Origin of the sequence: Pantoea sp. M_10 (assembly GCF_008631515.1) — a bacterium.
GTDB classification, from domain to species: domain Bacteria; phylum Pseudomonadota; class Gammaproteobacteria; order Enterobacterales; family Enterobacteriaceae; genus Pantoea; species Pantoea anthophila.
Genome location: NZ_VWUL01000011.1, coordinates 60197 through 86450 on the forward strand (window position 1 = coordinate 60197; position 26254 = coordinate 86450).

Annotated in this window: 29 protein-coding genes; 21 read left to right on the forward strand and 8 right to left on the reverse strand. The window is 55.4% G+C overall.

Annotation, left to right across the window (positions count from 1 at the left end; genetic code table 11):
* Window positions 1-9 precede the first annotated feature (9 nt).
* Complete coding sequence (locus F3I47_RS21050) at window positions 10-1206, reverse strand: glycine C-acetyltransferase (protein WP_140029972.1); 1197 nt, start codon at window positions 1204-1206, stop codon at window positions 10-12.
* Between the two features lie 230 nt (window positions 1207-1436).
* On the opposite strand from F3I47_RS21050, the gene rfaD reads away from it, so the two are divergent.
* The 11 genes from rfaD (at window position 1437) to coaD (ending at window position 12686) form a co-directional block, all read left to right on the forward strand.
* Window positions 1437-2369, forward strand: a complete 933-nt coding sequence (gene rfaD, locus F3I47_RS21055; RefSeq protein WP_009088090.1) for an ADP-glyceromanno-heptose 6-epimerase — start codon at window positions 1437-1439, stop codon at window positions 2367-2369.
* 17 nt (window positions 2370-2386) lie between these two features.
* Window positions 2387-3442 carry an ADP-heptose--LPS heptosyltransferase RfaF gene (gene rfaF, locus F3I47_RS21060; RefSeq protein ID WP_150030374.1) on the forward strand — a complete coding sequence of 352 codons (1056 nt, stop codon included), beginning with the start codon at window positions 2387-2389 and terminating at the stop codon, window positions 3440-3442.
* A complete protein-coding gene (gene rfaC / locus F3I47_RS21065; protein ID WP_150030373.1) occupies window positions 3430-4407 on the forward strand; it encodes a lipopolysaccharide heptosyltransferase RfaC in 978 nt (325 codons plus the stop codon). Before rfaF ends, rfaC begins: the two co-directional genes overlap by 13 nt.
* Window positions 4404-5480 carry a glycosyltransferase family 9 protein gene (locus tag F3I47_RS21070; protein ID WP_009088095.1) on the forward strand — a complete coding sequence of 359 codons (1077 nt, stop codon included), beginning with the start codon at window positions 4404-4406 and terminating at the stop codon, window positions 5478-5480. Before rfaC ends, F3I47_RS21070 begins: the two co-directional genes overlap by 4 nt.
* 9 nt (window positions 5481-5489) lie before the next feature.
* Window positions 5490-6479: a glycosyltransferase family 8 protein gene (locus F3I47_RS21075; RefSeq protein WP_150030372.1), complete on the forward strand. Its 990-nt coding sequence runs from the start codon at window positions 5490-5492 to the stop codon at window positions 6477-6479.
* 325 nt (window positions 6480-6804) lie between these two features.
* Window positions 6805-7791, forward strand: coding sequence for a glycosyltransferase (locus F3I47_RS21080; protein ID WP_223812786.1), 987 nt, complete (start codon window positions 6805-6807; stop codon window positions 7789-7791).
* 73 nt (window positions 7792-7864) lie between these two features.
* Window positions 7865-8941, forward strand: coding sequence for a putative lipopolysaccharide heptosyltransferase III (gene rfaQ, locus F3I47_RS21085; RefSeq protein ID WP_150030371.1), 1077 nt, complete (start codon window positions 7865-7867; stop codon window positions 8939-8941).
* Window positions 8934-10067 (forward strand): glycosyltransferase family 4 protein, encoded by a 1134-nt coding sequence (locus F3I47_RS21090; protein ID WP_150030370.1) that lies wholly within the window; start codon window positions 8934-8936, stop codon window positions 10065-10067. Before rfaQ ends, F3I47_RS21090 begins: the two co-directional genes overlap by 8 nt.
* Before the next feature lie 92 nt (window positions 10068-10159).
* Window positions 10160-11434, forward strand: coding sequence for a lipid IV(A) 3-deoxy-D-manno-octulosonic acid transferase (gene waaA, locus F3I47_RS21095; protein WP_009088102.1), 1275 nt, complete (start codon window positions 10160-10162; stop codon window positions 11432-11434).
* The gene (locus tag F3I47_RS21100) at window positions 11434-12210 is read left to right on the forward strand and encodes a glycosyltransferase family 2 protein (RefSeq protein ID WP_150030369.1); all 777 of its coding nucleotides are present in this window, start codon (window positions 11434-11436) and stop codon (window positions 12208-12210) included. The genes waaA and F3I47_RS21100 overlap by 1 nt, the downstream gene beginning before the upstream one ends.
* Complete coding sequence (gene coaD, locus F3I47_RS21105) at window positions 12207-12686, forward strand: pantetheine-phosphate adenylyltransferase (protein ID WP_150030368.1); 480 nt, start codon at window positions 12207-12209, stop codon at window positions 12684-12686. Before F3I47_RS21100 ends, coaD begins: the two co-directional genes overlap by 4 nt.
* On the opposite strand, the gene mutM is transcribed toward coaD, so the two are convergent.
* The 4 genes from mutM to radC form a co-directional block, all read right to left on the reverse strand.
* Window positions 12683-13492 (reverse strand): bifunctional DNA-formamidopyrimidine glycosylase/DNA-(apurinic or apyrimidinic site) lyase, encoded by an 810-nt coding sequence (gene mutM, locus F3I47_RS21110; protein ID WP_009088108.1) that lies wholly within the window; start codon window positions 13490-13492, stop codon window positions 12683-12685. The two genes, coaD and mutM, sit on opposite strands and share 4 nt — an antisense overlap.
* Before the next feature lie 69 nt (window positions 13493-13561).
* A complete protein-coding gene (gene rpmG / locus F3I47_RS21115) occupies window positions 13562-13729 on the reverse strand; it encodes a 50S ribosomal protein L33 (protein WP_001051798.1) in 168 nt (55 codons plus the stop codon).
* 20 nt (window positions 13730-13749) lie between these two features.
* Window positions 13750-13986: a 50S ribosomal protein L28 gene (gene rpmB, locus F3I47_RS21120; protein ID WP_006121249.1), complete on the reverse strand. Its 237-nt coding sequence runs from the start codon at window positions 13984-13986 to the stop codon at window positions 13750-13752.
* 240 nt (window positions 13987-14226) lie between these two features.
* Window positions 14227-14883 carry a DNA repair protein RadC gene (gene radC / locus F3I47_RS21125; RefSeq protein WP_150030367.1) on the reverse strand — a complete coding sequence of 219 codons (657 nt, stop codon included), beginning with the start codon at window positions 14881-14883 and terminating at the stop codon, window positions 14227-14229.
* A 180-nt stretch (window positions 14884-15063) separates the two neighbouring features.
* Here radC and coaBC point away from each other — a divergent pair, with 180 nt between their 5' ends.
* The 3 genes from coaBC to slmA all read left to right on the forward strand — a co-directional run bounded on the left by coaBC (window position 15064) and on the right by slmA (window position 17435).
* A complete protein-coding gene (coaBC, locus tag F3I47_RS21130; RefSeq protein WP_150030366.1) occupies window positions 15064-16284 on the forward strand; it encodes a bifunctional phosphopantothenoylcysteine decarboxylase/phosphopantothenate--cysteine ligase CoaBC in 1221 nt (406 codons plus the stop codon).
* Complete coding sequence (gene dut / locus F3I47_RS21135) at window positions 16262-16720, forward strand: dUTP diphosphatase (RefSeq protein WP_150030365.1); 459 nt, start codon at window positions 16262-16264, stop codon at window positions 16718-16720. The genes coaBC and dut overlap by 23 nt, the downstream gene beginning before the upstream one ends.
* 118 nt (window positions 16721-16838) lie before the next feature.
* Complete coding sequence (slmA, locus tag F3I47_RS21140) at window positions 16839-17435, forward strand: nucleoid occlusion factor SlmA (RefSeq protein WP_009088113.1); 597 nt, start codon at window positions 16839-16841, stop codon at window positions 17433-17435.
* 28 nt (window positions 17436-17463) lie between these two features.
* Here slmA and pyrE read toward each other — a convergent pair whose 3' ends face one another.
* Window positions 17464-18105, reverse strand: coding sequence for an orotate phosphoribosyltransferase (pyrE, locus tag F3I47_RS21145; protein ID WP_009088114.1), 642 nt, complete (start codon window positions 18103-18105; stop codon window positions 17464-17466).
* A gap of 49 nt (window positions 18106-18154) precedes the next feature.
* Window positions 18155-18871, reverse strand: coding sequence for a ribonuclease PH (gene rph / locus F3I47_RS21150; RefSeq protein WP_009088115.1), 717 nt, complete (start codon window positions 18869-18871; stop codon window positions 18155-18157).
* 150 nt (window positions 18872-19021) lie between these two features.
* On the opposite strand from rph, the gene F3I47_RS21155 reads away from it, so the two are divergent.
* Window positions 19022-20206: a NupC/NupG family nucleoside CNT transporter gene (locus tag F3I47_RS21155; RefSeq protein ID WP_150030364.1), complete on the forward strand. Its 1185-nt coding sequence runs from the start codon at window positions 19022-19024 to the stop codon at window positions 20204-20206.
* 35 nt (window positions 20207-20241) lie between these two features.
* Here the strand turns inward: F3I47_RS21155 and F3I47_RS21160 are convergent, their stop codons facing one another.
* Window positions 20242-20667, reverse strand: a complete 426-nt coding sequence (locus F3I47_RS21160; protein ID WP_150030363.1) for a DUF3574 domain-containing protein — start codon at window positions 20665-20667, stop codon at window positions 20242-20244.
* A 157-nt stretch (window positions 20668-20824) separates the two neighbouring features.
* Here F3I47_RS21160 and F3I47_RS21165 point away from each other — a divergent pair, with 157 nt between their 5' ends.
* The 6 genes from F3I47_RS21165 (at window position 20825) to F3I47_RS21185 (ending at window position 26130) form a co-directional block, all read left to right on the forward strand.
* A complete protein-coding gene (locus F3I47_RS21165) occupies window positions 20825-21688 on the forward strand; it encodes a YicC/YloC family endoribonuclease (protein ID WP_009088118.1) in 864 nt (287 codons plus the stop codon).
* A 297-nt stretch (window positions 21689-21985) separates the two neighbouring features.
* Entirely contained in the window at window positions 21986-22798 is an 813-nt protein-coding gene (locus F3I47_RS21170) for a DUF3289 family protein (RefSeq protein ID WP_150030362.1), read from the forward strand.
* The gene (locus tag F3I47_RS21175) at window positions 22798-23277 is read left to right on the forward strand and encodes a DUF943 family protein (protein WP_150030361.1); all 480 of its coding nucleotides are present in this window, start codon (window positions 22798-22800) and stop codon (window positions 23275-23277) included. The genes F3I47_RS21170 and F3I47_RS21175 overlap by 1 nt, the downstream gene beginning before the upstream one ends.
* 414 nt (window positions 23278-23691) lie before the next feature.
* Window positions 23692-23868 (forward strand): hypothetical protein, encoded by a 177-nt coding sequence (locus F3I47_RS22400; RefSeq protein ID WP_158000249.1) that lies wholly within the window; start codon window positions 23692-23694, stop codon window positions 23866-23868.
* Entirely contained in the window at window positions 23846-24769 is a 924-nt protein-coding gene (gene lpxP / locus F3I47_RS21180; protein WP_009088122.1) for a kdo(2)-lipid IV(A) palmitoleoyltransferase, read from the forward strand. The genes F3I47_RS22400 and lpxP overlap by 23 nt, the downstream gene beginning before the upstream one ends.
* A gap of 218 nt (window positions 24770-24987) precedes the next feature.
* Window positions 24988-26130, forward strand: coding sequence for an alanine racemase (locus tag F3I47_RS21185; protein ID WP_150030360.1), 1143 nt, complete (start codon window positions 24988-24990; stop codon window positions 26128-26130).
* Window positions 26131-26254 lie beyond the last annotated feature (124 nt).

Sequence of the window (26254 nt, forward strand, 5' to 3'; positions counted from 1 at the left end):
ACAGACTCCTCAGGCGATGACGCCCAGCTGTTTACCGATACGGGTAAAGGCGGCCACCGCACGTTCCAGCTGCTGCTGGGTATGTGCCGCAGAGATTTGCGTGCGAATACGAGCCTGCCCTTTTGGCACGACCGGATAGAAGAAGCCGGTAACGTAGATGCCTTCCTGTTGCAGCAGGTGGGCAAACTGCTGAGCGACGCTGGCCTCACCCAGCATCACCGGAATAATGGCGTGATCGGCCCCGGCCAGCGTAAAACCCGCTGCGGTCATCTGCTGCCGGAAGAAACGGGCGTTATCCCGGAGACGCTGACGCAGCCCATCGCCTTCACTGAGCAGATCCAGCACCCGCAGCGAGGCGGCCACAATCGCCGGGGCCAGCGAGTTGGAGAAGAGATAGGGACGGGAACGCTGGCGCAGCCACTCCACCACTTCCGCTTTTGCTGCGGTGTAGCCACCGGAGGCGCCGCCCAGCGCTTTGCCCAGCGTGCCGGTAATGATGTCAACCCGACCCATCACGTCACAATATTCATGGGTGCCACGTCCGCCATTCCCGACAACACCCACCGCGTGGGAATCATCCACCATCACCAGCGCAGAGAACTCTTCAGCCAGGTCGCAGATGGCGGGCAGATTGGCGATGACCCCATCCATGGAGAAAACGCCATCGGTGGCGATCAGGATATGGCGTGCGCCTTTATCGCGCGCCTGCTGCAGGCAATCCCGCAGCGCCGTCATGTCGTTGTTCGCGTAGCGGTAGCGCTGCGCTTTGCAGAGCCGGATGCCGTCGATGATGGAGGCGTGATTCAGCGCATCGGAAATAATGGCATCCTCTGCATCCAGCAGCGTTTCAAACAGGCCGCCGTTGGCGTCAAAGCAGGAGGAGTAGAGAATGGCATCTTCCATACCGAGAAACGCGGCCAGCCGCTTTTCCAGCTGCTTATGGCTGTCCTGCGTGCCACAGATAAAGCGCACCGACGCCATGCCAAAGCCGTGCGAATCCATCCCCGCCTTCGCGGCCTGAATCAGCGCCGGATGATTGGCCAGGCCCAGATAGTTATTGGCGCAAAAGTTAATCACTGCCGGACCGTGATCTACCGCTATCTCTGTCTGCTGGGCAGAGGTGAGGATCCGCTCCTGTTTAAACAGCCCTTCCTGACGTGCATCATCCAGTTGCTGACGAAGTTGTTGATAAAATTGCGCAGGCATCATTGCTCTCCTCAGATGGCAAAAACCTGGCATATCTTACTGAACAGGGCGCTTATTAACGATAAAACGCCCAACATAATGTCATTTTTGCAGCATAGTTCACGCCACGAGGTGGCAGCCCTGTGGCGTTACAGAGTCATCTGGCTGTCTGCACCCTGATGAAATGTTATGATGTGAGGTATTCGTGTGTGAAACCTCCTGTTTCACCCCACAACATTGAAGGTAACAACATGATTATCGTAACTGGCGGCGCAGGAATGATTGGCAGCAACATCGTCAAAGCGCTGAACGATCGCGGTCACACCGACATTCTGGTGGTGGATAATCTGAAGGATGGCACTAAGTTTGCCAATTTAGTCGACCTGGATATCGTCGATTACATGGACAAAGAAGAGTTTCTGATGAGCGTGATCGCGGGCGACGATTTAGGCCCGATTGAAGCGGTATTCCATCAGGGTGCCTGCTCCTCCACGACCGAGTGGGATGGCAAGTACATGATGGAGAACAACTATCAGTACTCCAAAGAGCTGCTGCACTACTGCCTGGAGCGCGAGATCCCGTTCCTTTACGCCTCTTCTGCAGCGACCTACGGCGGCCGCAATGAAAACTTCATCGAAGAGCGTCAGTATGAGCAGCCGCTGAATGTGTATGGCTACTCCAAAATGCTGTTCGACCACTACGTTCGTCAGATGCTGCCGGAAGCGAACTCGCCGGTGTGTGGCTTCCGCTACTTCAACGTCTATGGGCCGCGTGAAGGCCATAAAGGCAGCATGGCAAGCGTGGCGTTCCATCTGAACACCCAGATCAGCAACGATGAAAATCCAAAACTGTTTGAAGGCAGTGACGGTTTCAAACGCGATTTCATCCACGTTGATGATGTGGCAGCCGTAAACCTGTGGTGCTGGGAAAACGGCGTCTCCGGGATCTACAACTGTGGCACAGGCCGCGCCGAATCGTTCCAGGAAGTGGCCGACGCCGTGCTGAAGTTTCATCAGAAAGGGCAGATTGAGTACATCCCGTTCCCGGAAAAACTCAAAGGCCGTTATCAGGCTTACACCCAGGCCGATCTCACGAAGCTGCGTGCCGCGGGCTATGACAAGCCGTTTAAAACGGTGGCGCAGGGCGTCGCTGACTATATGGTCTGGCTGAATCGCAACGCATAAAGGAAGCTGCTCCGGCGATGAAAATTCTGGTAATCGGCCCGTCGTGGGTCGGCGATATGATGATGTCGCAAAGTCTCTATCGCACCCTCAAGGCCGAACATCCCGATGCGGTGATAGACGTGATGGCACCGGCATGGTGTCGTCCCCTGCTGTCACGTATGCCGGAGGTCAGTCAGGCGCTGGCCATGCCCCTGGGCCATGGCGCGCTGGAACTCGGCGAGCGTCGCCGGCTGGGCAAGGCACTGCGCGACAGCCATTATGACCGGGCCTACGTGCTGCCTAACTCCTTTAAGTCGGCGCTGGTTCCCTTCTTTGCCGGCATCCCACGCCGCGTCGGCTGGCGTGGGGAGATGCGCTATGGCCTGCTGAACGATCTGCGGGTGCTGGATAAAGCCGCATTCCCGCTGATGGTTGAGCGCTACGTGGCGCTGGGCTACGACACGCCTGTCGCCTCGGCGGCGCAGCTGCCGCAGCCGCTCCTGTGGCCAAAGTTGCAGGTTGAAGAGCAGGAGATGCTGGAAACGGCCGCACAGTTTCAGCTCACCGCAACGCGTCCGATTATCGGTTTTTGCCCGGGCGCGGAATTTGGCCCGGCTAAACGCTGGCCCCACTACCACTACGCCGCCCTGGCCCGCCAGCTGATCGCCGAAGGCTTTCAGATCCTGCTGTTTGGCTCCGCCAAAGATCACCCGACCGGTGAAGAGATCATCGCGGCACTGCCGGAAGAGAGTCGCAGTCACTGCCGCAACCTGGCGGGTGAAACCCAGCTGGAGCAGGCGGTCATCCTGCTGGCGCAATGCCGCGCCGTGGTCAGTAACGACTCCGGCCTGATGCACATCGCCGCCGCGCTGGATCGTCCGCTGGTGGCACTCTATGGACCCAGCAGCCCTGACTTTACGCCACCGCTGGCCCGCCAGGCGCGTATTATTCGCCTGATTACCGGCTATCACAAAGTGCGTAAGGGCGATGCCGAACAGGGGTATCACCAGAGCCTGATTGATATTCAGCCTGAGCGCGTTCTTCAGACGCTGAATGAGCTCCTTGCGCCGCAGGAGGTGCCATGCACGTCCTGATTGTTAAAACGTCCTCAATGGGGGATGTGCTGCATTCGCTGCCGGCTCTGACCGATGCGATGCATGCCATTCCTGGCATCCGTTTTGACTGGGTAGTGGAAGAGAATTTCGCCCAGATCCCTGGCTGGCACCCTGCCGTGGACCAGGTGTTGCCGGTCGCGATTCGCCGCTGGCGCAAACACTGGTTTGGCAGTCAGCAGCGTGAAGAGCGCGTGCAGTTTAAGCGCGCGTTACAGTCGCGCGAGTACGATATCGTGATTGATGCCCAGGGGCTGATCAAAAGCGCCGCGCTGGTGACCCGTTTATCCAAAGGGGTAAAGCACGGGCAGGACAGCCGCAGCGCGCGTGAACCTTTTGCCAGCTGGTGGTATGACGTCCGCCATGAGATCAGCAAACGCCAGCACGCCGTTGAGCGGACGCGCGAGCTGTTCGCCAAAAGCCTGGGCTATGATAAGCCGCAAACGCAGGGTGACTACGCGATTGCCGGGCATTTTCTGCATCATCTGCCCGCGGATGCGCATCACTATCTGGTCTTTCTGCATGCCACAACGCGTGACAACAAGCACTGGCCGGAATCCCACTGGCGACAGCTGATTGAGCAGATGCAGCCCAGCGGATTGCGGGTGAAGCTGCCCTGGGGGGCCGAGCATGAGCATCAGCGTGCGCTACGCCTGGCTGAAGGTTTTGAGCATGTCGAGGTGCTGCCTAAGCTGACGCTGGAAGCGATCGCCCGACAGCTGGCAGGTGCACGCGCGGTGGTCTCTGTGGATACCGGTTTAAGCCATCTGACCGCCGCACTGGATCGTCCTAATCTCACGCTGTATGGCCCGACCGATCCGGGTCTGATTGGCGGCTACGGGCAGAACCAACAGGCGCTGAGCGCCCCGAATCACAATCTGGCGGAGCTGACAGCTGACGCCGTGGCAGAGAAACTGCAGGCCGTTATCGGGAAAAATGCGCCATGAACTATGTGCTGATCTATCTGCTGCTGCTGCCTTTCCGCACCCTGATGCGGCTCTTTTACCGGCCCACCGGCCGCAGTCTGGTGATTCAGACGGCGAAGATCGGGGATTTTATTAACATCACCCCGATGCTGCGCGCCCTGGGTCAGTCTGAACTGCTGATCAGCAAATCGGTAGAGCCGCTGGCGCGTCACGATGACACGGTCAGCCGCTATTTTCTGATTGAAGAGGCGAAGCGCAGCTTTTTTGCCAAACTCAGACTCGCGTTCACGCTGATGAACCGTTATGACCATGTTTATCTGGTTCAGCCCAACAGCGTTAATCTCTTTTTTGCGGCGCTGTGCAACGCACCGAACAAACAGTTTCTGCGCACCTATGTGCGTAAATCCTATCATGCGATCTTCTATCGCAGCGCCAGTGGCATCGTCGACCACGCAAAAACGGATTTGACGCTCGACAGCTATCTGAAGCTGATTAATCGGGACTACCGCTACACCGATTTTCCCAAGCACGCTACGTCACCGCTCTGGCAGCCGCCTGCGCCTCCCGCCGCGCTGCTGCATCCGCGCAGCGGGATTAAAATCGGTATCAGCATTTCTGCCGGGAATCGGGCCAAAACCATTCCTGCCGCCATCTGGCAGCAGCTGATGGCGTCGCTGGCTGAGCTGCCCTGCACCTTTTATGTCTTTGGTCCACCAGCCGAGCAGCCGTGGCTGGATGAATTACTGAGCCTGACCGGCCCGCAGGAGAATATTGTCAGCCTGATTGGCGCGCTGAAGCTGGAAGAGGTGCCATGGGCCATCTCGCAGATGGATTTTTATATTTCATCGGATTCCGGTAATGCTTATATTGCTGACGCCCGACAGATACCGGTCATTATGCTCTATGGCCCCTGTGAGATCAGGGAACAGCGCCCGGTTAATAATGTCCTGTTTATCGGACCAGACAATATCGCCGCATCGACCTTTGTTTTTGCCACGCGATTTAAGTTTGATCAGCCCGCTGAAAAATTATTCGGGCTGGATGCCGACAAACTGACTAGAATACAAACGTTTATTACTCATAATCTGGAATAGTGAAGCGTAATGGCAATTACCCCTCTTGCTGATGCCGTTCAGCAAAGTCAGCTGCTGGTCAACACGCTTGCGGATGCGGATGATAATCCGGTTCACGTTGCGTTTGGCATCAACCACGCTTACGCGCGTGGTCTGGGTATTACGTTGTTTTCACTTCTCAGCCATCACCCCGACACCGCTTTCCACGCCCATATTTTCTCTGACTCGCTGCAGAAAGAGGATGTGGAAAAGCTGCGCTCAATGGCGTCGGGCCATCGTCTGGCCATCACCCTGCATATTTTTAACAGTGCCTGGGTCGATCAGTTGCCGGCGGTCGGGCGCTATCCCAAAAGTATCCATTACCGCTTTCTGATCCCTGAAACGGTGGCGCGCTACAGCGACCGGGTAATCTACATCGATGCGGACACGCTGGTCGTCGGCGATTACTCCCCCCTGTTCACGCTGGATATCACGGACTATACGCTGGCAGCCTGCAACGATACCCCGCGTGCGCGTCATAACCAGTGCGCGCGACTCGGGTTGCAGCGTCATGACTATTTCAACTCCGGCTTTATGCTTATCAATATTCCACGCTGGCTCGCCAGACAGACTACCGCGCGGATCACTGAGGTTCTGGTGACCCGGGGCGCAGCGTTCGGTTTTCCTGACCAGGATGCGCTGAATATTGTGCTGGAGGATGAGGTGCTGATCCTGCCGGATCGCTACAACCACATCTACGACATCATCGCGAACAAGGTCTGGGACCACTCCCGCGTGCCCGCTGACACCGTGATGATTCACTACACCGGTAAGTGTAAGCCCTGGCATGCCTGGGCCGGCAGCGACCTGTCCCTGCTCTACTACAGCTATTACCAGCGCTCGCCCTGGGCTTCTCAGCCGCTTGATTTACCCAGACATTATAAAGAGATGAAGCGCTTTGCCCGTATCAAGTGGCATCAGAAGCAGTATGCAGAAAGCGTGAGCTGGATGATGCATTACGTCAGGCTAAAATTTTTTTAGTCAGCGCTCTCCACCTGTCAAACCGCTCCGGGCGCGGTGACTGCCGCGCCATCTTTTCCCTCTGACCCCACCGCTGTCTGCCAGATCCTTTTTAAAATGCTGCTGATAAACCCCAGGCACACTATGCTGTTTACCGGCGCGGCCACGTTGCGTAAAAAAGAGGCAGATAGTGCATTATTACGCGCGCGCGTGGTTTTTCGTGAAGCAGGGAGGCGACACCGTTTTATAATCGTGGATTAATGTATGCCATTCTGCTGATTTGGAAATGATTTATGACGAGGCAACGCCCTTTGACAGTGAACAGAATGCTGGTGCAGATATTGTCATGAGTACTTCTCCTCTGCTGAGTATCATTACCCCGATGTACAATGCGGGCAGCATGTTTGATGAGTTCATGCAGGCACTGCTGGCGCAGACGCTGACCTCGCTGGAGATCATCATCGTCGATGATGGTTCTACTGACGGCTCAGGCGAGCGCGCTGACCACTATGCAGAACATCACTCCCACATTCGCGTGATTCATCAGGAAAATGGCGGCGTGTCGCGCGCCCGTAACGCCGGGCTGGCGATAGCGCGCGGTAAATATGTCACCTTTCCGGATGCGGATGACACCATGCAGCCCGGGATGTACCAGACGCTGGTGACGCTGGCGGAAACGGACAATCTGGATGCGGCACAGTGCAACGCCGAATGGTTTTTCAAACACAGCCAGCGGGTAAAACCCCTGATACCACTGGATCGCCTGCGCAGCACGCCGGTGCTGAGCGGCGCTGACTGGCTCAATACCGCGCTGAAAACCCGCCGCTATATGCATGTGGTCTGGCTGGGCATCTACCGCCGGTCGCTAATCGAGCAGCATCAGTTGCAGTTCGAGCCGGGCCTGCATCATCAGGATATTCCCTGGACCACCGAGTTTATGCTGCTGGCAAAACGCGTGCGTTACACCGATGCGGTGCTCTACCGCTACTATATGCATGACGCGTCAATCAGTAACCGCAAACGCACCGGCGAGCGCAACGTCGAATATCAGCGCCACTACCTGAAGATTGCGCGGCTGCTGGAAGAGATTAATATCCGCTATCGTGACCGCGTGCGGATCTACCCGTCGTTTCACGCTCAGGTGACGCATGAAGCGCTCAGTGTCTGCCATAGCGTGAGACGTGAGCCTGATGCCCGCGCACGCCAGGCGATCATCGCCGATCTGTTCGCAACCCGGACACACCGGCGCATGTTACGCAACGCCCGCGGCATTAAGCAGTGGTATCAGTTACTGCTGTGGCTGGGACGGCTCTATCGCTGGCGCGATAAATAACCCCTGAGGCTGGCTTTATCCTAAAAAGCGTTTGCCCTACAATCGGTTCACTGAAATCTGAGAACCTTTGTTTATGGCCAGCCTGACTCCAGCAAACATCTCTCCAAAACGTATTTTACTGATTAAGCTGCGCCACCACGGCGACATGCTGCTCACCACGCCCGCCATCAATGCGCTGCATGCGCGTTATCCGCAGGCCAGTATCGACGTGTTGCTCTATCAGGAGACACGCCCGATGCTGGAAGCGCATCCGGCTATCCGCCATCTGCACGTCATCGACCGGAAATGGAAGCAGGAGGGCACCTGGCGCAAGCTGGGCCATGAACGGGCATTAATCCGTGCCATACGTGACGCCCATTATGACCTGGTGATTAATCTGGCAGACCAGTGGCGTGCGGCGCTGATCACCCGGCTCTCCGCTGCGCCGGTGCGCATTGGTTTCGCCTTTAAAAAACGCGATAACGTCCTGTGGCGCTGGTGTCACAACCGGCTGGTCCCGACGCATAATCACAGCAGACTGCATACCGTTGAGCAGAACATGTCCGCGCTGGCCCCGCTCGGTATCAGCAGCGACAATGCGCGCGTTTCGATGCACTACAGTGACGCTGACCAGCAGATCGTGCTGACCCGCCTGTCAGAACATCAGGTGACCACCCCCTATATCGTGGTTCAGCCTACCTCACGCTGGGGCTTTAAATGCTGGGAAGAGGAGAGCGTGGCCGCCACGGTCGATGAGCTTGCACGGGCTGGACGGAAGGTGGTGCTGACCGCCGGGCCGGACAAACAGGAGCTGGCGATGATCAACCGCATCCGCGCGCTGTGCGCCTCGCCGGATGTCGTGTCGCTGGCGGGTCAGTTTACGCTGCCGCAGCTGGCGGCGCTTATCGATCACGCCACGCTGTTTATCGGGGTCGATTCTGCGCCGATGCACATGGCGGCGGCGCTGGAAACGCCCTGTATCGCCCTGTTTGGCCCGACCAAGCTGCAGCACTGGCGGCCATGGGGGAACAACAACCATGTCATCTGGGCGGGGGATTATGGTCCACTGCCCTCACCCGATTCTATCGACACCCGAACGGATCAGCGTTATCTGTCAGCCATTCCGGTGAAGGATGTGGTCGCGGCGGCGAGGAGCTTCCTGAATGAGTAAGTTAAGGCTGGCGATTGTCCGGCAGAAATACCGGCCGGATGGCGGTGCTGAGCGTTTTATCTCCCGTGCGCTGGAAGCCCTGGGCAGCGAACAGCTCGATCTCAACATCATTACCCGCAGCTGGCAGGGCACGCCCAATCCGGACTGGCATCTCCATATCTGTAATCCTGCAAAGCTGGGCAGGGTTTCCCGCGAGCGCGGCTTTGCCCGTGCCGCACGCGCCTGCTGGGAGCGTGAAAAATTCGATATTGTGCAGAGTCATGAACGCATCGCTGGCTGTGACATCTTTCGCGCGGGTGATGGCGTGCATCGCGTCTGGCTGGAGCAGCGCGCCCGCATCGTCTCACCGTGGCAACGACTGAGCGCAACCCTCAGTCCCTATCATCGCTACGTTCTGCAGGCGGAAGCGGAGATGTTTAATTCGCCGACGCTGAAAGCGGTGATCTGCAATTCAGAGATGGTTAAACGCGATATCCTGCGCTGTTTCTCACTCGACGCCGGAAAAATTCACGTCATCCATAACGCTATCGATGCCCGTCGTTTTCAGCCCGCCACGGATGCGACCCGCCATGCGACCCGCCAGCAGCTGGGGCTGCCGGATGCGGCCACCGTACTGATTTACGTCGGTTCCGGCTTTGAGCGCAAAGGGCTGAAAGCAGCGATTCAGGCGCTGGCCGCCAGTGACCGTTACCTGATTGTGGTGGGTCAGGATAAACAGCTGCAGCGTTATCAGCAGTTGGCTAACCAGCTGAACTGCCTGGATCGCCTGCGCTTTGTTGGCGTACAGCAGGATGTGCAGCCGTTTTATCACGCGGCGGACGGCCTGCTGCTGCCCACGCTCTACGATCCTTTTCCTAACGTGGTGCTGGAGGCGATGGCCTGCGGCCTGCCGGTTATTACCAGCACCGGCTGCGGGGGGGCTGAGTTTATTACCGCCGGTCAGGAGGGCTTCGTCTGTGATGCGCTGGATATCAACGGATTAAATCAGGCCGTTTGCGCCATTCCGCCGCTGACGGAAGATTCACGCATGGGTGATGCGGCCCGGCGTAAAGTTGAACCCTATGGCCCGCAACGGCTGGCACAGGCGCTGACTTCGCTTTATCAACAGGTATTGAGTACCAACTGACAATCCGGGATGAGTGCATGCGGGGTTTCTGATAACATGCCGCCATCTGATTTTAACCTGTTTTTAGACGCGAACCTGCTGTAACGGTAACTATGACGACCATTTACACCGCATTGCTCTACTTTATTCAGCCACTGATTTGGCTGCGCCTGTGGCTGCGCGGTCGTAAAGCACCGGCGTATCGCAAACGCTGGGCGGAGCGCTATGGCTATTGCGTTGGCAAAGTGAAGCCCGACGGCATTGTGCTGCATTCGGTTTCCGTGGGGGAAACCCTGGCCGCGGTGCCGCTGGTGCGCGCGCTGCGTCATCGTTACCCGACCCTGCCGATTACCGTCACGACCATGACGCCAACCGGCTCTGAGCGTGCACAGTCAGCCTTTGGCAAAGATGTGCACCACGTCTATCTGCCTTACGATCTGCCCGGATCGATTAATCGTTTTCTGGACACGGTCAACCCCCGGCTGGTGATCATCATGGAAACCGAGCTGTGGCCGAACATCATCCGCATTCTGCATCAGCGTAACATTCCGCTGGTGATCGCCAACGCGCGTCTCTCAGCCCGATCCGCCAAAGGCTATCGCAAGCTGGGTAAATTCATGCGCAGGCTGTTGCAGAGCATCACGCTGATAGCAGCACAGAACAGTGAAGATGGCGACCGCTTCCTGGAGCTTGGCCTGAAACGCTCTCAGCTGGCGATCACCGGCAGCCTGAAGTTTGATATTTCTGTCACGCCAGAGCTGGCCGCCAGAGCCGTTACGCTGCGTCGCCAGTGGGCGCCACGCCGTCCGGTCTGGATTGCCACCAGCACTCACGAAGGCGAAGAGGCCATTGTGCTGGATGCCCATCGCCGCCTGCTGCAGACGTTTCCTGATCTGCTGCTGATTCTGGTTCCGCGTCATCCTGAGCGCTTTAACGATGCGCGTGAACTGACCCAGTCGCGCGGCTTCAGCTTTATTCTGCGCAGCAGCGGCGAGATCCCCTCGGGCTCCACCCAGGTGGTCATCGGCGACTCGATGGGTGAACTGATGCTGCTTTACGGCATTGCCGATCTGGCGTTTGTCGGCGGCAGCCTGGTGGAGCGCGGCGGACACAATCCGCTGGAGCCTGCAGCGCACGCGATTCCGGTTCTGATGGGTCCACATATCTGGAACTTCAAAGATATCTGCGGCAAATTGCAGGAAGGCCAGGGACTGATTACTGTCACCGACGTGTTCTCGCTGGAAAAAGAGGTCACCAACCTGTTGCAGGATGATGACTATCGTCGTTATTACGGCCGTCATGCCGTGGACGTGCTGCACCAGAACCAGGGTGCCTTACAGCGTCTGCTCCAGTTACTTGAACCGCATTTACCTCCACGGGCTCACTGATGTCAGCACGCCAGCGTCTTTCAGTCGTTATGATCGCCAAAAATGAAGCGGAACTGCTGCCAGACTGTCTGGCTTCAGTCAGCTGGGCGGATGAGATTATCGTGCTGGATTCAGGCAGTCACGATAACAGTGCCGATATTGCCACGCAGGCTGGCGCGAAGGTCTACCACAGCGATGACTGGCAGGGGTATGGCATCCAGCGCCAGCGCGCGCAGCACTATGCCACCGGCGATATGATTCTGATGATCGATGCCGATGAGCGCGTCACACCGGAACTGCGCGCGGCGATTGAGCAGGTGCTTATCGCGCCGCCGGGCCGCACGATTTACAGCCTGGGCCGCAGCAATCTGTTTCTGGGGCGCTTTATGCGCCACAGCGGCTGGTACCCTGACCGCGTGATGCGGCTCTATCCGCGCACCTTCCGCTACAATGATAATCTGGTGCATGAATCGCTGCAGCGTGACGGGGCACCGGTGGTGGCGTTACCCGGCGATTTACAGCATCTGACCTGCCGCGATCTGATCGCTTTTCAGCGTAAGCAACTGGCCTATGCCGAAGCTTGGGCCACGGAACGCCATCAGCGTGGTAAGCGTTGCGGTCTGTTCTCGCTGTTCGGTCATACCCTGGGCGCGTTTGTGAAAACGCTGCTGCTGCGCGCCGGTTTTCTCGACGGAAAGCAGGGCTGGATACTGGCGGTGGTCAACGCACAATATACCTTTAACAAATATGCCGCCCTCTGGGCGCTGAATCAGGCTGCGAAAAAAGGGCAGGTATGAGCACGAAAGCCATCTATCCCGGAACATTTGATCCTGTCACCCTTGGCCATCTCGACATCGTGACGCGGGCCGCGCAGATGTTTGATCAGGTTATTCTGGCCGTTGCCGCCAGCCCCAGCAAAAAGCCGCTGTTCAGCCTGGAGGAGCGCGTGGCGCTGGCGAGTGAGATGGTGGTCCATCTGCCCAACGTTAAGGTGGTGGGATTCAGCGACCTGATGGCCAATTTTGCGCGAGACCAGCAGGCGAATGTGCTGGTGCGCGGATTGCGTGCGGTGTCAGACTTTGAGTATGAAATGCAGCTGGCGCAGATGAATCGTCACCTGCTGCCGACGCTGGAGAGCGTTTTCCTGATGCCGTCTGAGGGCTTCTCGTTTATCTCCTCTTCGCTGGTCAAAGAGGTGGCGCGTCACGGCGGTGATGTCTCCGCCTTCCTGTCCGCGCCCGTCCATCAGGCGTTGCTGGCTAAGCTGGCTTAGTGCTGGCAGCGGGGGCACCAGTAGGTGCTGCGCTGCCCATGCCTGCCGCTGATAATGGGTGTCCCACAGGCCCGGCAGGGCTCACCTGCCCGTCCATAGACCTGCAGCTGCTGCGCAAAATAGCCCGGTTTACCGTCGCTCTGTAAGAAGTCCCGCAGCGTGGTTCCGCCCTGCTCAATGGAACGTAACAGCACCGCCTTGATGGTGTTGACCAGCAGCTCTGCTTCCGCCTGCGACAGACTGCCGGCGGCACGATCGGGCAGGATCCCGGCGGTAAACAGTGACTCGCTGGCGTAGATGTTGCCCACCCCCACCACAACTTTGTTATCCATCAGCCACTGCTTAATCACCGTTCGCTTGCCGCGTGACTTCTCAAACAGGTAAGCCGCGTCAAACTGGTCGCTCAGTGGCTCCGGTCCCAGATGCGCCAGCACGCTGCTGCCTGCCAGTTCGCTGCTCCAGAGCCAGGCACCAAAACGCCGCGGATCGGTGTAGCGCAGCACTTTGCCGTTGCTCATCACCAAATCAACATGGTCATGCTTCTCCGCAGGCCGCTCTTCCGGCAGCACGCGCAGGCTGCCGGACATGCCCAGGTGGATAATGATCCAGCCATGCGGCAGCTCCAGCAGCAGATATTTCGCCCGGCGCTGCACGCTGAGCACCGGCTGATCGCTCAGCGCATGGATCTCCTGTGAAACAGGCCAGCGCAGACGGGAATTACGCACCACGGCGTGAAGGATGGTTTCACCCACCAAATGCGGCTCGATACCGCGGCGGCTGGTTTCAACCTCTGGCAACTCTGGCATACCCTCTCCTCAGCGTTTTACACAAACAAAAAACCCGGCCGGAGCCGGGTTTTTAGCAGAACACTAAAATTACTTAATTTTAGCTTCTTTGTAGATCACATGCTGACGTACAACCGGATCGAACTTTTTCAGTTCCAGCTTCTCTGGTTTAGTACGTTTGTTCTTCGTGGTGGTATAGAAGTGACCTGTACCAGCAGAGGAAACCAGCTTGATCTTCTCACGAATACCTTTAGCCATGATTCAGTTCCTTAGTACTCTTAGTACTTCTCACCACGGGCACGCATGTCGGCTAACACCGTATCAATGCCCTTTTTATCAATAATACGCATACCTTTTACAGATACACGCAGAGTAACGAAGCGCTTCTCGCTCTCAACCCAAAAACGGTGTGAGTGCAGGTTCGGAAGGAAACGGCGTTTCGTCGCGTTCATTGCGTGGGAACGGTTGTTACCGGTCACCGGACGCTTTCCAGTTACCTGGCAGACTCGTGACATGTCTATTCTCCAAAAATCAAATCAGCTCGAGCTTTAAAAATTAGGTTTTGGCCGCCTCGTCAGGCTTGCAGCCCGCCAGGCGAGTTCCATGGAACCCGCTAAGCTGGCCTAACCGCCAAACCCGAGATTCTCAAAGGTGGCGTAGTATACGCCGCTCAGCCCAAGTGCTCAAGTCCCGAACAGATAAAGATCCCGAATGATCGGGCAAAAAGCCGCCACCTGGCGCGAATTTTCCCGCTATCAGAGCCATCCCCGCTCAGCAAAGGAGACATATTCGCCATGACCTATCACCAGATGATCGAGCAGGCGGATGTCGAGAAGCTGGCAGGCTTCGCTGACTTTATGGGTCACCTGGCGGTCAGCCCGGCTCGGTTCCGCCATGCCCGACGGATGATTATGCGCCAGAATCAGCGCGGCGGCGTTGAGCTTCAGCGCCTCCCGGACGATCTCGCGTGGGTGCACTTCCACGCTGTTAATCGACCCTGAGAACATTGTCTGTGCCCGCAGCACCCGGTGCTGATTATCCAGAAAGAGCGCCATAAAGATCTCGCGCTCCTGATGGGCTAATAAACTTTGCAGATACTGGCGGGTAATCTGGGGATTTTCCATGACGCTTTCGCGCGCCAGCTTGCTGGCGAAGAAACGCTTCGCCAGTTCGGCAATCGCGTGCAGCTGGGCCAGCTTGGCATCACCAACGCCTTTTATGTTACTGAATGCCGCCTTGCCCGATGTCATCAGCTGATAAAGCGAGCCAAACTCCTGCAGCATCTGTCCGGCCAGCTCAATGACGTTCTGCCCCGGCGAGCCGGTGCGGAGAAAAATGGCCAGCAGTTCGGTATCGCTGAGGGCATGCGCGCCCAGCTTCTGCAGTTTTTCCCGTGGTCCACTGTTTTTCATGTCTGCTCTCCCTGAGATCAACCCCAGCATGACCCAGCCATGCCCAGGGTGCCATCAGCGCAGCCACAATCTTCGAGGCGGCTCGCAAACGCAGTCCGTGAAAAGGCGCATCCGCACTTTTGTGATAAAGTCCGTGCATTCGCCGCCCCGTGCGGCAGAGAGCTTAGTGAGGCCAACATCATGATGGGATTAGCCGGCAAAAAAATTCTTCTTGGCGTAAGCGGCGGCATTGCTGCTTATAAAACTCCGGAGCTGGTGCGCCGCCTGCGCGATCGCGGTGCCGATGTCCGCGTCATGATGACGCAGGGCGCGAAGGCGTTTATTACGCCGCTCAGCTTACAGGCCGTCTCCGGCTATCCGGTGTTTGACGATCTGCTCGACCCGGCGGCGGAAGCCGCGATGGGTCACATTGAGCTGGCAAAGTGGGCCGACCTGATTGTACTGGCACCGGCGACGGCTGATCTGATAGCCCGTATTACCGCCGGTATGGCAAACGATCTGGTGACCACCGCCGTGTTAGCGACCGCCTCGCCCGTGGCCGTGGTGCCCGCCATGAACCAGCAGATGTATCGCGCGGCGGTGACGCAGCACAACCTGGAGCAGTTACAGGCGCGTGGCGTGCTGATCTGGGGACCGGACAGCGGCAGCCAGGCCTGCGGCGATGTCGGCCCCGGCCGGATGCTCGATCCGCTGGCGATTGTGGACCATGCGGTCACGTGGGCCACTCCCGTCAACGATCTGCAACATCTCAACATTATGATTACCGCCGGCCCGACCCGTGAGGCGCTCGACCCGGTGCGCTACATCACCAACCACAGCTCCGGAAAAATGGGGTTTGCGATTGCCGCCGCCGCCGCCCGACGCGGCGCAACGGTTACGCTGGTCAGCGGCCCGGTCACGTTGTCTGCCCCTGCCGGCGTGCGGCGCATTGATGTCACCAGCGCGCTGGAGATGCAGGCCGCGGTGATGAGTGAGATAGATAAACAACATATTTTCATTGCAAGCGCAGCCGTGGCAGACTACCGGGCAGCCGATATTGCGGCCGATAAAATCAAGAAACAGGGCGGCGATGATACCGTTACGCTGAACCTGATAAAGAATCCCGACATTGTTGCCGGCGTCGCCGCACTTCAGGAAAACCGGCCATTCGTCGTTGGATTTGCTGCTGAAACACAGAATGTGGAAGAATACGCCCGGCAAAAACGGGTGCGCAAGAATCTGGATCTGATCTGCGCTAACAACGTCGCTCAAACCGGACAGGGGTTTAATAGCGACACCAATGCTCTTCACCTTTTTTGGCAGGATGGAGAAAAGCGCTTACCGCTCAGCGATAAGTCTCTCCTTGGCCAACAATTAATAGACGAGATTGTCAGCCGTTATGATGAAAAAAATAGACGTTAAAATCCTCGATGCGCGCGTCGGCAAAGAATTTCCTCTGCCAACCTACGCCACGTCAGGTTCCGCTGGGTTAGATTTACGCGCCTGTATTGATGATGTTCTCGACATCGCACCGGGCACCACGACGCTGGTTCCGACCGGTCTGGCGATTCATATTGCCGATCCCGATCTGGCTGCGGTCATCCTGCCGCGCTCCGGCCTTGGCCATAAGCATGGCATCGTGCTGGGCAACCTGGTCGGTCTGATTGACTCCGACTATCAGGGGCAGCTGATGGTTTCCGTCTGGAACCGCGGTCAGGAAAGCTTCTCACTGCAGCCTGGCGAACGCATGGCGCAACTGGTCTTCGTTCCGGTAGTGCAGGCGGAATTTAATCTGGTAGAAGAGTTTGACGCCAGCCTGCGCGGCGAAGGCGGCTTCGGCCACTCAGGCCGCCAGTAACCCGTATTACCGACTTTCACTTACGCCCGTTATTTTTCCTCATCGCCATGAGACGCGTTCTTGTGGCAGATGCGTAGGTGTTGCCTGTTTCAGGTGAATTTCAGGGGTTTTTAAGGTCATGGCAGAAAAAAAAGTCGTGAAGCGAAATCGTCGTGAAGAGATTTTGCAGGCGCTGGCGCAGATGCTGCAGTCCGGTGATGGCAGTCAGCGTATTACCACAGCCAAACTGGCAGCCAACGTGGGCGTATCCGAAGCGGCGCTCTATCGTCACTTTCCCAGTAAAACACGGATGTTCGACAGTCTGATCGAGTTTATCGAAGACAGTCTCATTACCCGCATCAATCTGATCCTCAAAGATGAAAAAGAGACCATGACGCGCCTGCGTCTGATCGTGCAATTGATTCTGGGTTTTGGTGAGCGTAATCCGGGACTGACGCGCATTCTGACCGGTCATGCGCTGATGTTTGAGCAGGACCGGCTGCAGGGACGTATCAACCAGCTGTTTGAGCGGATTGAAGTGCAGCTGCGACAGGTCATGCGTGAGCGTAAAATGCGTGAGGGTGAAGCCTTTCAGGCTGATGAAGCGCTGCTGGCGAGTCAGCTGCTGGCCTTCTGTGAAGGCTTACTGTCGCGCTATGTCCGCTCGGAGTTTCGCTTCAGTCCTACCGCAGACTTCGATAGCCGCTGGCCACTTATCGCGGCCCAGCTGGTCTGAACAAAGGCGGGCATTACGCCCGCCCGGGTTAAATCCCGTACGCCTGCTGATAGGCACGCACCTGAGCCAGGTGATCGGCCATCTCCGGCTTCTCTTCCAGCCACGTAATCAGGTCTGCCAGCGTAATAATCGCCGTCACCTTACAGCCATAATCACGTTCCACTTCCTGAATGGCTGACATGTCACCACGGCCACGCTCCTGACGATCAAGCGAAACCAGCACGCCCGCCAGCGTAGCGTTGTGCGCGCCAATGATATCCATCGACTCACGAATCGCCGTACCTGCGGTGATCACGTCATCAACCAGCATCACTTTGCCCTGCAGCGGGCTGCCCACCAGCAGGCCGCCTTCGCCGTGATCTTTGGCTTCTTTGCGGTTGAAGCAGTAAGGCACGTCGCGGTCATGATGATCCGCCAGCGCCACCGCGGTGGTGGTCGCAATCGGAATACCTTTGTAGGCCGGGCCAAAGAGCAGATCGAAATCGACAGCGCCATCCACCAGCGCCTGCGCGTAGAAGCGTCCCAGCAGCGCTAAATCCCGTCCGCTGTTAAACAGACCGGCGTTAAAGAAATAGGGACTTTTACGTCCGGACTTTAAAGTGAACTCACCGAACTTCAGCACCTGTTTGTTCAGGGCGAATTCAATAAACTGACGCTGCCAGGCTTTCATTTCTCACTCCTCAAATAAAGAAAAGGCGACTCTGTGGTCGCCTGTTACATCAACTGTTCAGTGCCGCTTTCTGCGCCTGAATTAACTCCTCAATTCCGCCGCGTGCCAGCGCCAGTAGTGCCAGCAGCTCTTCATGGCTGAACGGCTCGCCTTCGGCGGTGCCCTGAACCTCAATCATGCGGCCATCTTCCATCATCACGACGTTCATGTCGGTTTCTGCGGCTGAATCTTCCACATACTCCAGATCGCACAGCGCTTCGCCCGCCACGATCCCTACGGAAATAGCGGCGACCATGCCTTTCATCGGATTGGCTTTCAGCTTGCCGCTGGCGACCAGTTTGTTCAGCGCGTCGGCCAGCGCCACACAGGCGCCGGTGATGGACGCGGTGCGGGTGCCGCCATCGGCCTGGATCACGTCACAGTCGAGTGTAATCGTAAACTCCCCCAGCGCTTTCAGATCGACGGCGGCGCGCAGTGAGCGGGCAATCAGACGCTGAATTTCCAGCGTGCGGCCACCCTGCTTGCCTTTTGCGGCCTCACGCGCCATGCGGCTGTGGGTCGAACGCGGCAGCATGCCATATTCAGCTGTTATCCAGCCCTGGCCCTGCCCTTTAAGGAAACGCGGAACCCCTTCGTCTACGGAGGCAGTGCAAAGCACTTTCGTTTCGCCGAACTCCACCAGAACGGAACCCTCTGCGTGTTTGGTGTAATTGCGGGTCAATGTGACTGGACGCACCTGCTGTGCGCGACGGCCTGCTGGACGCATGGGTTATCTCCGGCTTGCTAATGATTGGCTGCGCATTATACGGACTTCCTTGCCCGCTGTCTCTTGCGCTGGTCGGGCGCAGGCTCCAGATGAAATTCCGCGCCAGCTGTGGCTAAATGCGCGTTCCTTTCACTCTGATTAAAAAGACATATGGCCGCCATTCTTCATTTCCTGCTGGCGCTGGTGGTGATTTTCGCCCTTGCGCTGCTGGTCAGTCATGACCGTAAACAGATTCGCCTGCGCTTTATTATTCAACTGATTGTGGTGGAAGCCGCGCTGGGTTGGTTCTTCCTTCACTCTGCCGGAGGGCTGGCGCTGGTCAGTTCGTTCGCCGGCTTCTTTGAGACATTGCTGGGCTTCGCTGCACAGGGCACGGAGTTCGTGTTTGGCGGCATGAGCAAACAGGGGCTGGCCTTTATTTTCCTCGGTGTGCTCTGCCCGATTGTCTTTATTTCCGCGCTAATCGGCATATTGCAGCACTGGCGTATCCTGCCGCTGCTGATCCGTATTTTCGGAACGCTGCTGTCGAAAATTAACGGTATGGGCAAGCTGGAATCGTTCAATGCCGTCAGCACGCTGATTCTCGGTCAGTCGGAAAACTTTATCGCCTATAAAGGGATCCTCGGTGATATCCCGCCGCGCCGGATATACACCATGGCGGCGACCGCGATGTCTACCGTGTCGCTGTCGATTGTCGGCGCCTACATGTCGATGATCGAAGCAAAGTATGTGGTTGCCGCACTGCTGCTTAACATGTTCAGCACCTTTATTATCCTGTCGATCATCAACCCGATGAAACAGCAGGATGAGCAGCCTATCGCCCTGGAAAAACTGCATGAAGAGCAGAGCTTCTTTGAGATGCTCGGCGAGTACATCCTGGCGGGTTTCAAAGTGGCCATGATCATCCTGGCCATGCTGATTGGCTTTATCGCCCTGATTGCTGCCGTTAACGCGCTGTTCGCGGCGCTGTTCGGGTACAGCTTCCAGCAGCTGCTCGGCTATCTGTTCTATCCGCTGGCCTGGCTGATTGGCATTCCCAAAGCCGATGCCCTGCAGGCGGCCACTATTATGGCGACAAAGCTGGTGGCAAATGAGTTTGTGGCGATGATCGAGCTGCAGAAGGTGGCGGCAGGTATGAGCGCACGCGGACTGGGGATTCTGTCGGTCTTTCTGGTCTCCTTCGCCAACTTCGCCTCAATCGGCATCGTGGCGGGGGCGATAAAAGGTCTGAACGAGACGCAGGGTAATGTGGTGTCCCGCTTTGGCTGGAAGCTGGTTTACGGCTCTACGCTGGTCAGCCTGCTTTCTGCGGCCTTTGCCGGTCTGTTTATCTGATGATGCAGGGGCGGTGGCTCTGCCGCCCCTTCGCCCTAGAACCCGACACAGACGGGCGCATCCACCCGCATGACCGACTCCTGATGAAAGCGTTTTTTATAGAGGCTGCGTAGCGCCTCAATATCATGGTTGATGGCGGGATCGATGCCGTGGATCAACATCAGCGCTTTACTGTTTTCTCGTGCCAGCTTCCCGTTTTCCCCCAGCCACTGACCTTTAGCGTCATAGACCGACAGACCCGATTTGAAGCGTGGCGTGACCTCATTGTCCACAAAGTTCATCCAGTCGAGTGAGCTGACCGTACCGCCATCAGGCTTGCTCAGTCCAAACCACAAGGTGGTCTGCATCATCATGTCGCCACCCGCGCAGATTGGTTGCGGTTTAGTGGGTGCCGGATGGCGAGTCTGGCAACCTGACAGCAGCAGCGCCAGCATAACGGGAAGAGCAATCACGCGAGACATCGATCAGTAATCCTCACACAGGGGGTCAGTGGTCATCATAAGTGGCTGTCACTGAAGGCGTAAAGCGTTCGTTATTGCCCAGTGAGACGCTTATGCCTGTTATGCCGTGGCTCGCCTCGCTATACTTCACCCATCTTTCCGTAAAAGAGTGCCACTTATGATCCGCAGTATGACCGCTTATGCCCGCAGCGAAGCCAAAGGCGAATGGGGCAGCGCCGCCTGGGAGCTGCGTTCCGTGAACCAGCGTTATCTGGAAACCTACATCCGCCTGCCGGAACAGTTTCGCGGGCTGGAGCCGGTTATCCGCGAGCGCATTCGCCAGCGTCTGACGCGCGGGAAAATCGAGTGCAACCTGCGTTATGACGCCGATCCCAGCGCACAGGGCGAGCTGATGCTGAACGAAACGCTGGCAAAACAGCTGGTTCAGGCCGCTAACTGGGTCAAAATGCAGAGCGATGAAGGTGCGATTAATCCGCTGGATATTCTGCGCTGGCCTGGCGTGATGTCTGCCCAGGAGCAGGATCTGGATGCCATCAACACGCAGTTATTGCAGGCGCTGGACAATGCGCTGGATAACTTCGTTGCAGCTCGCGAAAGCGAAGGCACCGCGCTGAAAGCGATGATTGAACAGCGTCTGGAAGGCGTTTCACAGGAAGTCAGTAAGGTTCGCGCACAGATGCCTGAAGTGATCAAATGGCAGCGCGAGCGCCTCGTCGCTAAGCTGGAAGATGCGGAAGTCCAGCTGGAAAATAATCGCCTTGAGCAGGAGCTGGTGATGATGGCGCAGCGTGTTGACGTCGCTGAAGAGCTGGATCGTCTGGATGCGCACGTTAAAGAGACTTATAACATCCTGAAAAAGAAAGAGGCCGTGGGCCGTCGTCTCGATTTCATGATGCAGGAGTTTAATCGCGAATCAAACACGCTGGCGTCAAAATCGATTAACGCCGATATCACCGCTTCAGCCATTGAGCTGAAAGTGCTGATCGAGCAGATGCGCGAGCAGATTCAGAATATCGAGTAATATTTATATCTATCCACCGATATCCATAAGCCCATGTTAAATGGGCTTTTAAATAGGTCCTGAGTTCCGGTTAATTCAGCAGGAAAAACCGAATCAAAATGAAAAGTGAGACACATACCACTTCACTTTCTCAATTATGCCGTTTAGCATTGCAGGGATCGGTTCTATCTTTAGAGTGGTAGCTTTATGAGCTGTACTGTAATAAACAAGGGTTCAGTTTTTACAGATGTAGCGATTCTGAAATATTTAATAATTTTAAAATTGAGTACGAAATATTGATATCACAAGGAGGTTATCATGTCAGTATTAACGTTGCCTGCTACGATCTATCAAACAAAGCATAAGTTTAACGATTATAGTACTGATGATATGAAGTGTGGTGATCTTACTGAGAAGCAACTCAGAGGCGATTTGGGTCTGGATGATGTTTCTGATGTGGTTGATCCCTGGACTGGAAAAGAAGTATCAATCTTCAACTCATTCCGGGATACCCGTCAAAAATCCAGAGCAGAAATGGCTGAACTTCTTTTCAATGAGTTTCTTCGTGTTTCTATGCCTGCATATTATCTTGGACAGCACCAAATATTCAACAATCTTGTAAAGCATCTTTATCACGGCAATGGAAAGATTTATTCCAGCCCTTTTCTTGATAGCGCATATAAAAATCTAATTTTGAACGGACAATCTTCGCCACTTTCCCCCCTTACTGTAATTAAGTCTTCATTAGATAAGATTTTGTTTTCTGGACAAAAAAGCTTATCAGATACAGATAAATATTTAATAACACAGGCTTTAAGAAATTCGATACTTCCCAAGTTCAATAGATGGGCTGACAGCTTCAATGGATTAGGCATGTCGATACATGATATTCATGCTACAAACATACAGATAAATCAGCTCGATATAACTGATAATGGTTATGTAGCAAAAATAACATTTACAGGGCAAGATCATTTCGGCCTCGATAAAAATGACATCATGAATCCTAAGTTTCATTTTATCAGAGCGTTTCGTATTTGGTTTGTCCTTCAAAGATGGGAACACTTCGCTTTCAAACCTTTCTTAACAAATATGAAAGCTGAGTTTGAAATAAATAGCAGGAGAAATTAATGAGATTCAAAAAGAGTACAGTTTTCATAGTGGCATTGACAATGTTAGCATTATTTTATGTTAGCTTCTTTAATTCTCCAAAAGTGCTAGCAATTCATGGTTCTGATACCAGAAAAGATTTTTTGGTTAAAAACATGCCTTTCTCAGATAGTGATAAAATAAAATGGTGGGATAAAAATGGAGTCAACACCATTTTTTCCCGTGAAACCTACAATGTTTCAATCTGGAAATCCGATGGTAAGTATCAAAAGCTCGCTCCTAAAAACTCAGGTGCTTTTCCAGACCACGACACTGACTACTTACTGTGCTTTGATGACATGAAATCAGATGAAAATTGTATAGACAAGTCAAACTGGATCATGGACATCACAAAAACAAAAGATGGATACACTTACTACCGACTTGATGGCGAGTCTTACTATCGAAAACCTTCTGGTGAACTGGTCAAAGGTGAGCAATTTACGACAACCATTAAGTGAGCATGTTAGCCGACGAGATTGTAGAAGTGCTCACTGAAGAGTGACTTAGTGAGAAAAATCAAATAAATCGCAATAAATCAGTCACTTAATTGATATGTATTACTAATTTCAAACAATCAACCTTCAGATTCTTAATATTGAGTAAGCCTTTATATGGTGGAAAGTGAGTAAGCGTCAGCGATGGCAGCTTACTCACATTTTGTACAAGGTGGGCTGAGATGTAGTGGTATACAGAAGGATAGTGCTGCTTAACTGCCGCATAATTTCGTAAAGATAGATAAATAATCATTTCCGGACTGTTCCTGAACGGTCATTTGTCACGTTTTTCCTTTCAGAACTACATCTTCTAATGCACTGAATTAAGGAGACTTTTCTATAAAATCCTCTTCTGAACACCCTCAATGCGCTCGCTCCATGAAACTGGTCAATCCTGTGGAGTCAGTAGTTTCCCTTTCTTTGAAGGCACTTTTTGATAAAGTGCTGGTCGAAATCAGTACAGCTGTAGCGCCTGGAGACTTTATGGAAGTGTTCTTTATGCGATGCATCCATTTATCTCATGAAGGTTTTAATGAAAAACACCGGAAAATTTAGCAGCTCGCTGCTGCATCCGCGTTATTGGTTTACCTGGTTTGGTCTTAGTGTGCTGTGGCTCATCGTCCAGCTTCCCTACCCTCTTCTTATGCGTCTGGGTGCCGGTGCAGGCAAGATCTCCCGTCATTTCCTGCAGCGTCGCGAGCGCATCACTCGCCGGAATATTGAACTCTGCTTTCCGGGCATCAGTGAAGAAAAAACAGAGGCGATGATCGCCGGCAATTTTGCCTCACTGGGCATGGCACTGGCAGAAACCGGTATCGCCTGGTTCTGGTCAGATCGTGCTGTAAGGCGTCTGTTTAATGTCACCGGGATGGCAAATCTTCATGCGGCGCAGAACGAAAAGCGTGGCGTGATGCTGATTGGCGTGCATTTTATGTCGCTGGAACTGGGCGGTCGCATCAGCGGTCTCTGCCAGCCGATGATGGCGATGTATCGCCCGCATAACAATCAGGCGATGGAGTATGTGCAGACCCGGGGTCGGATGCGTTCAAACAAAGCGATGATCGACCGTCGCGACCTGCGCGGTATGGTGCATGCGCTGAAACAGGGTGAATCGGTCTGGTTTGCACCGGACCAGGATTACGGCCCTAAAGGCAGCACCTTTGCGCCACTGTTTGCGGTAGAAAAAGCCGCCACCACCAACGGGACGTTTGTCCTGTCGCGTCTGGCGAAGCCCGCGATGGTGCCGATTATGCTGATTCGTAATCCCGATAATTATGGCTACCACCTGATTATTGAACCGATGCTGGAAAACTACCCGCATACGGATGAAGCAGCGGCCGCGGCTTATATGAATAAAGTCATTGAGAATCAGATCCTGCGAGCGCCCGAGCAGTATCTCTGGCTGCATCGTCGCTTCAAAACCCGGCCACCGGGCGAAGCATCGCTCTACGTCTGAATTAACGGATAAAGCAGGCCACGCGCCTGCTTTATTTTTTCAGCTTCTCCTTCCTGCGGTCTGGCGTTCGCGCCTTCTTCCGGTTCCCTGTCGGGCTTTGCTTAACCTGTTCCTGCCATTCCTGCTGTCCGGACTCACGCGGCGAGTGGGCAGACTGGTATCAGATCGTTAATTCAGCAATCATAAACACCCTTATTACCTCAAGGCCGGACCTTCATATGGATATCAACGATAAACAGCAGTGGCAGCGGCCGCTGATTGATGACCGTCTCACCCCCTATATTGAAGTGGATGCAGCGCGACTGGAGCAGAACCTGCAGCAGATGCAGCAAAAAGCACAGGCGGCCGGCGTTGCACTTCGCCCTCATATCAAAACGCATAAAAGCGTCTGGATTGCTCAGCAGCAGCTTGCGCTCGGCGCACAGGGCGTCACCGTTTCTAAACCCAGCGAAGGCATCACCTTCATTCAGGGTGGCATTCGCGATCTGCTGTTAGCCTATCCGGTGGTGCAACCACAGAGCGTGGCAGAATTACTGCGTCTCGCCGTGCAGTACCAGGCGAAAGTCACACTGATTGCGGACAGACTGCAGGGTGTGGAGGCGATAGCTGCGGCCTGGCAGCAGCAACCGCAATGCAAACTGGCGGTGGCGATTAAAGTTGATGTCGGTTTACACCGGATTGGCGTCAATCCTGAGAGCGATGAAGCTGAGGAGATAGCGCAGGCGTTGCGGGACAAAGGGTTACGTTTTGCCGGACTGGTGTCGCATGCCGGTCACGCTTATGGTGCCGGTCATGTCGCGGCCATCGCTGAGATTGCCCGACAGGAAATGGCCCTGATGCAGCGACTGCAGTTAAAGTTGCAGGCTGCCGGGTTTGGCGACTGCCCTGTTTCTGTCGGCTCAACCCCGACCGCGCTGGCGGCAGATATTGCGCCCGGCACCAGGGAAATCCGGCCCGGCAATTATGCCCTGCTGGATCTGACCGCCTGCCGTCTCGGTTTAAGCCACGTCGATCAGCTGGCAATGAGCGTGATTACCCGTGTGGTCGCGGTGAACGATCACTTTGTGATTGTGGATGCAGGATCAAAAATGCTGAGTTCGGATAAAGGGCCGCACGGCACCAATGCCAGCGGCTTTGGCATTGCCGTGGATGAAGCAGGTCAGACCTATGAGGTTACGAAACTATCGGAAGAACATGGGTTCCTGCTTTATCAGCATCATCGCCCTGAAGTCGGCACGCTGCTGCGCATTTTCCCCAATCACAGTTGCGCCGTAATGGCCCAGTCAGATGGCTTTGTTCTGCGTCACGCCACCGGCCAGAGTGAAGAACAGGCGGTGTCTGCGCGCGGTAACTTCATCTGAATCCGTTGCAGACAGCGCCTTACGCTGTCTGCGCCCTGTACGAAACCCTGCCAGCACCACACTTCTGTCGTTACAACGTTTTAACATACCGGTGGCCGTGCTTTAATGCTTTTTTGCTTCTCCC

Coding starts and splice junctions, on each gene's coding strand:
- F3I47_RS21165 (WP_009088118.1), top strand. CDS start 20,825: ATGATCCGCAGTATGACCGCTTATGCCCGCAGCGAAGCCAAAGGCGAA.
- F3I47_RS21185 (WP_150030360.1), top strand. CDS start 24,988: ATGGATATCAACGATAAACAGCAGTGGCAGCGGCCGCTGATTGATGAC.
- coaBC (WP_150030366.1), top strand. CDS start 15,064: ATGATGGGATTAGCCGGCAAAAAAATTCTTCTTGGCGTAAGCGGCGGC.
- radC (WP_150030367.1), bottom strand. CDS start 14,883: ATGAAAAACAGTGGACCACGGGAAAAACTGCAGAAGCTGGGCGCGCAT.
- F3I47_RS21050 (WP_140029972.1), bottom strand. CDS start 1,206: ATGCCTGCGCAATTTTATCAACAACTTCGTCAGCAACTGGATGATGCA.
- F3I47_RS21170 (WP_150030362.1), top strand. CDS start 21,986: ATGTCAGTATTAACGTTGCCTGCTACGATCTATCAAACAAAGCATAAG.
- rpmB (WP_006121249.1), bottom strand. CDS start 13,986: ATGTCACGAGTCTGCCAGGTAACTGGAAAGCGTCCGGTGACCGGTAAC.
- rph (WP_009088115.1), bottom strand. CDS start 18,871: ATGCGTCCAGCAGGCCGTCGCGCACAGCAGGTGCGTCCAGTCACATTG.
- pyrE (WP_009088114.1), bottom strand. CDS start 18,105: ATGAAAGCCTGGCAGCGTCAGTTTATTGAATTCGCCCTGAACAAACAG.
- F3I47_RS21175 (WP_150030361.1), top strand. CDS start 22,798: ATGAGATTCAAAAAGAGTACAGTTTTCATAGTGGCATTGACAATGTTA.
- F3I47_RS21070 (WP_009088095.1), top strand. CDS start 4,404: ATGAACTATGTGCTGATCTATCTGCTGCTGCTGCCTTTCCGCACCCTG.
- coaD (WP_150030368.1), top strand. CDS start 12,207: ATGAGCACGAAAGCCATCTATCCCGGAACATTTGATCCTGTCACCCTT.
- rfaC (WP_150030373.1), top strand. CDS start 3,430: ATGCACGTCCTGATTGTTAAAACGTCCTCAATGGGGGATGTGCTGCAT.
- slmA (WP_009088113.1), top strand. CDS start 16,839: ATGGCAGAAAAAAAAGTCGTGAAGCGAAATCGTCGTGAAGAGATTTTG.
- rfaF (WP_150030374.1), top strand. CDS start 2,387: ATGAAAATTCTGGTAATCGGCCCGTCGTGGGTCGGCGATATGATGATG.
- F3I47_RS21075 (WP_150030372.1), top strand. CDS start 5,490: ATGGCAATTACCCCTCTTGCTGATGCCGTTCAGCAAAGTCAGCTGCTG.
- waaA (WP_009088102.1), top strand. CDS start 10,160: ATGACGACCATTTACACCGCATTGCTCTACTTTATTCAGCCACTGATT.
- rfaQ (WP_150030371.1), top strand. CDS start 7,865: ATGGCCAGCCTGACTCCAGCAAACATCTCTCCAAAACGTATTTTACTG.
- F3I47_RS22400 (WP_158000249.1), top strand. CDS start 23,692: ATGAAACTGGTCAATCCTGTGGAGTCAGTAGTTTCCCTTTCTTTGAAG.
- F3I47_RS21080 (WP_223812786.1), top strand. CDS start 6,805: ATGAGTACTTCTCCTCTGCTGAGTATCATTACCCCGATGTACAATGCG.
- dut (WP_150030365.1), top strand. CDS start 16,262: ATGATGAAAAAAATAGACGTTAAAATCCTCGATGCGCGCGTCGGCAAA.
- rpmG (WP_001051798.1), bottom strand. CDS start 13,729: ATGGCTAAAGGTATTCGTGAGAAGATCAAGCTGGTTTCCTCTGCTGGT.
- mutM (WP_009088108.1), bottom strand. CDS start 13,492: ATGCCAGAGTTGCCAGAGGTTGAAACCAGCCGCCGCGGTATCGAGCCG.
- lpxP (WP_009088122.1), top strand. CDS start 23,846: ATGAAAAACACCGGAAAATTTAGCAGCTCGCTGCTGCATCCGCGTTAT.
- rfaD (WP_009088090.1), top strand. CDS start 1,437: ATGATTATCGTAACTGGCGGCGCAGGAATGATTGGCAGCAACATCGTC.
- F3I47_RS21090 (WP_150030370.1), top strand. CDS start 8,934: ATGAGTAAGTTAAGGCTGGCGATTGTCCGGCAGAAATACCGGCCGGAT.
- F3I47_RS21100 (WP_150030369.1), top strand. CDS start 11,434: ATGTCAGCACGCCAGCGTCTTTCAGTCGTTATGATCGCCAAAAATGAA.
- F3I47_RS21160 (WP_150030363.1), bottom strand. CDS start 20,667: ATGTCTCGCGTGATTGCTCTTCCCGTTATGCTGGCGCTGCTGCTGTCA.
- F3I47_RS21155 (WP_150030364.1), top strand. CDS start 19,022: ATGGCCGCCATTCTTCATTTCCTGCTGGCGCTGGTGGTGATTTTCGCC.